The organism is Mesorhizobium intechi (assembly GCF_002879535.1).
Classification (GTDB): domain Bacteria; phylum Pseudomonadota; class Alphaproteobacteria; order Rhizobiales; family Rhizobiaceae; genus Mesorhizobium; species Mesorhizobium intechi.
This window is the reverse complement of record NZ_PNOT02000183.1, coordinates 1-6,287: the sequence shown is the minus strand read 5'-3', so window position 1 is coordinate 6,287 and position 6,287 is coordinate 1. Positions and strand designations below refer to the sequence as shown.

The 6,287-nt window shown below is 65.5% G+C and carries 5 protein-coding genes; all 5 read left to right on the top strand.

Features of this window, described 5'->3' with window-relative positions; translation table 11 throughout:
- On the top strand, positions 1–457 hold a 457-nt coding region (gene tssK / locus C1D09_RS15470), incomplete at its 5' end, for a type VI secretion system baseplate subunit TssK (protein ID WP_167514630.1).
- 4 nt (positions 458–461) lie between these two features.
- Positions 462–1,790, top strand: a complete 1,329-nt coding sequence (tssL, locus tag C1D09_RS15465) for a type VI secretion system protein TssL, long form (RefSeq protein ID WP_143975130.1) — start codon at positions 462–464, stop codon at positions 1,788–1,790.
- Position 1,791: 1 nt separating this feature from the next.
- The gene (gene tssM / locus C1D09_RS15460) at positions 1,792–5,334 is read left to right on the top strand and encodes a type VI secretion system membrane subunit TssM (protein WP_143975129.1); all 3,543 of its coding nucleotides are present in this window, start codon (positions 1,792–1,794) and stop codon (positions 5,332–5,334) included.
- The gene (gene tagF / locus C1D09_RS15455) at positions 5,316–5,858 is read left to right on the top strand and encodes a type VI secretion system-associated protein TagF (protein ID WP_143975128.1); all 543 of its coding nucleotides are present in this window, start codon (positions 5,316–5,318) and stop codon (positions 5,856–5,858) included. Before tssM ends, tagF begins: the two co-directional genes overlap by 19 nt.
- The coding region (locus C1D09_RS15450) for a DUF2169 domain-containing protein (protein WP_143975127.1) at positions 5,858–6,287 on the top strand (430 nt) is incomplete at its 3' end. The genes tagF and C1D09_RS15450, both read left to right, overlap by 1 nt.

Genomic DNA, 6,287 nt, shown 5'->3' with positions numbered 1-6,287 from the left:
CGCCTATATGGCGCTGGCCGACGCCTTGCGTTCGCTCATCCTCAGCCTGCGCTACATCGAGCCGAAATCACGCGCGCTGCCGGTCATGCGGCACGCGACGAATGTCTGGAAAGTGCGCATCGACAATCCGAAGCTCTTGGTCGCCAGCCGCATCGTCATCCGCGTCGGATCGGAACTGTCGGAAGACGCGCTGCGCAAGATTTTCGTCAACCAGGCAACAGTCGGCGCCGCAGACCAGTTCGAGGGCCTTTGGAAGTCGCGCCTGCCGGGTATTCCGCTGAAACCGCTTCATTCGCAGCCACGCGAGATTCCCTATGATGGCGACCGGCTGTGCCTGGAGCTTGACCAGAAGAGCGAGCACTGGGCCTCGTTGCTCGACGCCCCCGGCTTCGTCATCGGCGTTTCCGGTGTCCTGCCGAGCGAGCCGCAGGTCGACTGCTACTCAGTGAACAGGTGAGGCCATGAGCCGGGATGATCCTTTCGGACTGTCGGAGGATCGCGAACGCACACGCATCAGGCTGGCGGGCGCCGCGCCACGGCCGATGGCGCCGCTGGCACCGGGCGCGCCGGTAAAAAGGGCGCGCGCCCACCCCAACACGCTCATCAATATCTTCGCTCCATTGCTCGAATTCGCGCCGGAGCTCGAAAGCGCGCTGGCGCCGGAGAACCCGGAAGCGATGCGCACGCGCCTGCTCGACGAGCTGGTTCAGGCGCGCGACGCCGCGATGGCGGCGGGCTCCTCGCTGGAGCGCGCCGACCAAGCGGCCTGGGCCGTGGCGGCGTTGCTCGACGACCTCGCGCTGAACACGCCGTGGGGCGGCGCCAGCGCCTGGCCGCGCCAGCCGCTGGTGGTCATGCTGCGTGGCGATGTCGATGCCGGCACCCAGTTTTTCACCCGCCTTGACGAACTGGAGCGCCATCCCAACCGCGACCGCGAGATGCTTGAGCTTCAGTATTACTGCCTGGCGCTCGGTTTCCGCGGCAAGTACCGGGTGCCCGGCCGCGCCGGCGACCGTTCGCTCAATGCCGTGCGCGTGGCAGCCGCGCGCTTCCTGCGCAATGCGGACGCCGAGGACGCGCCGCTGTCGCCGAACTGGAAAGGCGTGATCGCTTCCGACGAGCCGCAGCGCTTCATCGTTCCGATCTGGGTGATGGCACTTGCCGCGGTTGTCGCCGCCGCGATCGCTTATATCGGTCTATCGATGAACTTGAGCAGCCGGGCGGTCGAACTCTCCGCCCTTGTGCGCACGCTGCCGCCGGCCTCGCGCGCGGATGTTACCCGCGCCGCGCCCAAGCAGGATACGCCCGAACCCGAACCGCCGCAGCCGGTCGATTTCGCGCTGCTGCCCGCGTTCAAGGCCGAAGCACCGGCGGGCCTCAAGGACGCGCTCAGCGGCACCGAGAGCGTCTCGCTGGCCAAGCTGATCATCCAGTCGTCCAACCCCGAACTCTTCCAGTCCTCCCGGCCGACACTGTCGCAGGGCTATGAGCCCCTGGTCCAGTCGATCGCCAAGGTGATACTCGCCAATCAGGAGCTGATCGGAAACATCACGATCGTCGGCCATACCGACAATGTACGCCTGCAACGGTCCAATCCGCTCGCGAGCAACCAGCGGCTTTCGGAGGCACGTGCCCAAACCATAGCGGACCTCCTGGTGCAGGCCGGCGTGCCACAGGAGCGCATCCATTCCGAAGGCCGCGCCGACACCGATCCGGTGGCCGACAACTCGACGCGCGAGGGCCGCGCGCTCAACCGGCGTGTCGAGGTCCTGGTCGAGAAGAGGCTCTGACATGTTCATCCTGCGCTTCCTCTGGGCGGTCATCACCTCGCGCTTTCTCTGGACGCTTATCGGCCTTGCGCTGCTTTCGCTTTTGATCTGGGTATTCGGCCCGATCGTCCAGGTCGGCCCGTACGTGCCATTCGAATCCGATAATGTGCGCATCGCCATCATCGCGGGGCTGATCATCCTGTGGCTGATCTGGCTGATCATCGCGCAACGGCGCGCGATCCGCGCCAACCGCATGTTCGTCGCCGAGATCGCGGCACCCGTGGCCGAAAAGCAGCTCACGCCTGGCGAGGAGAGCGTTGCAGCCGTCGGCGCCAAGTTCGGCGAGGTGATGGCCGAGCTCAAGCGGCGCAAGCTCGGCGGGCGAAAGTTCCTGCGCGAGATGCCGTGGTATGTGATCGTCGGGCCTCCGGCCGCCGGCAAGACCACGGCATTGCGCCAGTCGGGCCTCAATTTTCCAATCGATCTGACCGATGATCTGCAGGGTGTCGGCGGCACGCGCAACTGCGACTGGTTTTTCTCCGAGAACGCCGTGCTGATCGACACTGCGGGCCGCTACGTCCAGCAGGAGAGCCAGCCGGACGTCGACGCCGCGGAATGGCTGGGCTTCCTGGACCTTCTTAAAAAGCACCGCGGACGCCGCGCGCTCAACGGCGTCATTGTCGCGCTGTCGATCGATGTGCTCTCCGAGGGCGACGAAGCGATCAAGGCGCACGGCCGCAAGATCCGCCGCCGACTGGCGGAGCTCAACGATCGACTGGAGATTCGTCTGCCTGTCTACCTGATGCTGACGAAAGCCGACCTGATCAAAGGGTTCCAAGCCTTCTTCGGCGGCTTGTCGACGAGCGCGCGCGAGCAGGTGTGGGGAACCACCTTTCCGTTGGATGCCCGCGTCAACGCCGGCATGATCCAGGCGGAGCTGGCCCGGCTTGGCACCGAGCTGGAGCGACGGCTGGTGCCGCGCCTTGAAGACGAAGACAAGCTTGGCTCGCGCGCCGAGATCTTTCGTTTTCCGGCGCAGTTGGCTAGCCTCAACGGGCCGATCCAGGTGCTGATCGACGCGATGTTCGGCGAAAGCCGCTATGAGGAAGCCGCGTGGCTGCGTGGCCTTTATCTGACATCGGCGACACAGGAAGGCGCCCCCATCGACCGCCTGACCGCGGCGTTGTCATCGTCCTTCGGGCTGCCGCCGCGCCGCGCCATGCCGGCGGCGCGCGTTGAGAAGCGCAGCTTCTTCCTCAGGAACCTTCTCACCGAAGTGATCTTCAAGGAGGCCGGCCTTGGCACGTTCGATCCACTGGCGCAGCGCCGCCGCGCCTGGATCTGGCGCGGGGCCGCGGCCGCCTGTGCGCTCGCGGCCCTGCTGGCCGGCGGACTGTTCACCTGGTCCTACCTCGACAACCGCAATGCGATCACCGAACAGGCCGGCCAGTTCGAAGCCCTGCAAGGGCCGCTCACCCAAGTCGCCGCCACGCCGGCCGCGGTCGAGCAGCCGACCATGGATGGCGCGCTGGCGGCGATGGATGCGGTGGCGACCGCCCGAACGCCGCCGCCAGACGCCGTCCATAACCTGCTCGGCCCTACCGCTTCGCCGGAACTGGTGCGCGCGCAGACCGATACCTACGACCATGCGCTGCGCAACGTGCTCGAGCCGCATATGGTCGCCCTGCTCGAGGCCACGATGTGGCGGCAAATCCGCGATCCGGATTTCATGCTCGGCGCGCTGAAGACCTACCGGATGATGACCGGCCTGTCGCAGATGGACACCGATTTCGTCCAGAACTGGTGGGTGAACAGCCTGCCGCAATTCGCGCCGGCTCCGCCGTTCCCCACGGCGGACGCCGAAGAGCACCAAATCGCCGCCATCCGCCGCATGGCCGTCGACGACAGCTACATCGCCCCGGACAAGGCACTGGTCGCGGAGGCGCTGAAGACTGTATGCACGATCTCATTGCCGCAGCGCGCCTACAAGCAGCTCCTCGCCGACCCGGAGGTCGCAGCTGTCAAGGAATGGGTGCCGGCCAATTTCGCCGGGCCGAACGGCGCCAAAGTGTTCGCGCGCCGCTCCGACAAGACGTTGCGCGTCGGTGTCCCCGGGCCCTACACCTATGCGGGTTTCCACGACGCGATCCTCGACCGGGTCGAGGATGTAGCGGGACAGGCGGCCCTCGATCGCGCGGTGTTTGCCGGCGGCTGCTCGGAGAATTCAGAGACGTCGGTCTCGGCGCTCTCGCAGGACATCTTGAAGCTCTACTACGACGACTATATCGCCCAGTGGGACTCTTTCCTGCGTGACATGCGGCTTGCGCCGCTTACCGATCTCAACATCGCCAGTGAAAACCTGAAGGATCTTTCCAGCGCCGACTCCGCGCTGAAGCGCCTGTTGACGGCAGTGGTGCAGGAGACCGACCTCACCCGCTCGGACGATGCGCCGGCCGACGACAAAAGTGGCGCTGCCGCCAAGACCGGCTCCAAGCTGCTCAGCAAGCTCGGCAAGCTGGGCAAGGTGGTGACCTCGGGCGCGAAGCTCCTGCCGCGCGCCGGCTCCGCCAACCAGGTGGACATGACCGGCAGCTTGGTTGCCGAGCATTTCAAGCCGCTCAAAGGCACCATCGCCCAGGTCGACGGCCAGCCACCAGCGCTCGACGCCGCCGTCGTGGCGCTGACGGCGCTGTCGAACGTGTTGCAGACGGTGACCGCCAATCCCAACCCGCAGGATGCGATCAAGAAGCAGGGTGGCCTCGCCGAACTGACCGGCGCGGTCGCCAGGCAGGCGCAGATCCTGGCTTCGCCGATCAACGAGTGGCTGGGCGGCATTGCCGGCGACACCAGCGGCCTGTCGCAGAAGGCCGTAACCAACGAGCTGAACGCCATCTGGCGGGCCGACATACTGCCCTTCTGCCAGGCGGCGCTCAACAACCGCTATCCATTCAGCCCGGACAGCGCGGTCGATGTCAATGTGCGCGATTTTCAACGTCTGTTCGGGCCGACCGGCCTGATCGATGCCTTCACCACCGACCATCTGATCAATTACGTCGACACCGCCAGCGAGCCGTGGAAATGGCGTGCCGATTTCGGCCTCGACCCGGCGGCGCTCGCAGCGTTCGAGCAGGCGAGGCATATCCGCGACGATCTGTTTCCGGGCGGCACCGGCCCGGTGATGAACTTCACGCTGGAGCCCAAGGACCTCTCCCCCAACGTGGCGCGTGTCACGCTCAACCTCGATGGCCAGAACCTCGTCTACTATAACAACGCAACCAGACCCCAACCGATGACGTGGCCCGGCAAGGACGGCACCGGGGTGATCTCGCTCGCCTTCCAGCCGGTCGACGGCTCGCCCGAAGTGCTGCTCAACGAGACCGGCAGCTGGGCGTGGCTCAGAATGCTGCGCGGCGGTCGCTTCGCCGCGACCAAGCTCACCGACGTCTACAGTCTGCGGCTCGGCACGAAGGGGATGTGGGCCGATTTCGAACTCAAGGCCGCCAGCGTCGAGAACCCCTACACGCTCGAAATGTTCAAGAAGTTCACATGTCCGCCGCAGATCTGATCGTACCCGGCTTCTATGGCAAGATGCCCGCCACCGGCGATTTCGTGACCCGGCGGCTGACCGCGGATTTCGTGCGCTCATGGGACCGCTGGCTGGCGCAGCATATCGTGCCGCTGTTCGGACTTGAAACCTGGCCGCGGCACATTGCGCTGCGTTTCCTCAGCGGACCTGGTTCCTTCGGCGCCGCGGCCGGCATCGTGGTGCAAAGCGCCGACAGGGTCGGCCGGCAGTTTCCCTTGAGCGTCGTCGCGCGTCTTGATGAAGCAGCGCTGAAACTTGCCTATGCCGATGTCTGGTTCGAAAATATCGAAGAAGCGGCCTTGGCCGCGCAACGGGGCGAGATGACGCCGGACGAGCTCGACGCGGCGCTGGCCCGCCTGCCAGCGCCGGTCGTCGATGGCGAAGGCGATGTCATCGACGATCTCGTCATGTGGACGGCGCATACGGACATTTTCGATGTCGATCAGCAAGCGCCGCAGCCGGTGCTGGAGCAGATCTTCGCCAGCCACATGGAGGCGAACTGATGCAGATCTGGAACCAGATGGGCTATCCGCATCAGTTCACCATGGGCATGGACAAGGCCGGCCACGAGTGGATCGTCGTCGTGGTGAAAGGGACGTTTGATTTTCCCTCGAAACCTGGCGGGCTGGTGCAGAAATCGGCCGAACAGGTTCCGCTGGTCATGGCCGACACGCAAACTGGCGTGCCTGGCTATTCGGCTACCTTGTGGGAGACGGATTTCGCCTTCCGCAAGCCGCGCTGCGACGTGATCGCCAATGGCTGCGCCTATGCGCCGGGCGGACGGCCGGCGGAACGCCTGCCGGTCGGGATCAAGGTCGGCAACTGGTCGAAGCTGTTCGAGGTGGTCGGCCACCGCGAATGGCGAGCCATCGGGCCTTTGTTTACCGCTACGGCTCCGCAGCCCTTTCTGAAGTTGCCGATCTCCTATGACG